The organism is Campylobacter sp. 2018MI34, from assembly GCF_016598975.1.
Lineage (GTDB): Bacteria > Campylobacterota > Campylobacteria > Campylobacterales > Campylobacteraceae > Campylobacter_D.
Window position 1 is genome coordinate 1 of record NZ_JAENKS010000065.1, and the last position, 646, is coordinate 646.

Genomic DNA, 646 nt, shown 5'->3' on the forward strand with positions numbered 1-646 from the left:
CTCAAAGAATGGCTATGCAAGAAAAAGGTAATTTATACTCTGATGCAAGTGATTATATAAAGAGTGATTTTAAAAATGCTTCTTATGGAATGAATAAAGAACACTCTTTATTTATACTTCCTTATACTTCTTCACAGAATGTTGAACTATCTTTAAATGAAGAAAGTAAAGGACATACTAAAGGAACTATTATAGGTTATTCTACTTTAAAAGATAGTGGAATATATGGTATATATGCAGGTTATGAAGATACAAAAATGAGTTCAACTTATTTTAATATCAATAATAGAACTTATTATGCAGGTTTAAAATACTTTAATACCTTATTTACTACAAAAAAAGGTCAAGAAGTTTATATTAAAGCTCAAGGTAAAACAGCTTTAATTAAAAATGATTTAACTAAAAAAATAGGAAATAATGAAGCTAAAGCTGAACCTAATTCTTATGCTTATGGACTTAATGCTAATTTAGGTATGAATTTTATTAAAGATAAAGATATATTCTCACCTGAAGTTGGTTTAGCCTATGAAGGAGGTTATACAGAGGCTTTCTCTATGCAAAATACTATAGGTCAAGCTACAGTTAATGGAGGAGAGAGAGTCTATGCAAACTATTTAAATCTCTTCTCTACTAAAACAAGCTTTAC

Annotated in this window: 1 protein-coding gene; it reads left to right on the forward strand. The window is 27.6% G+C overall.

Features of this window, described 5'->3' with window-relative positions:
- Window positions 1-646 (forward strand): autotransporter outer membrane beta-barrel domain-containing protein (locus JG676_RS07735; protein WP_200217862.1); only part of this gene is annotated, 646 nt, incomplete at both ends.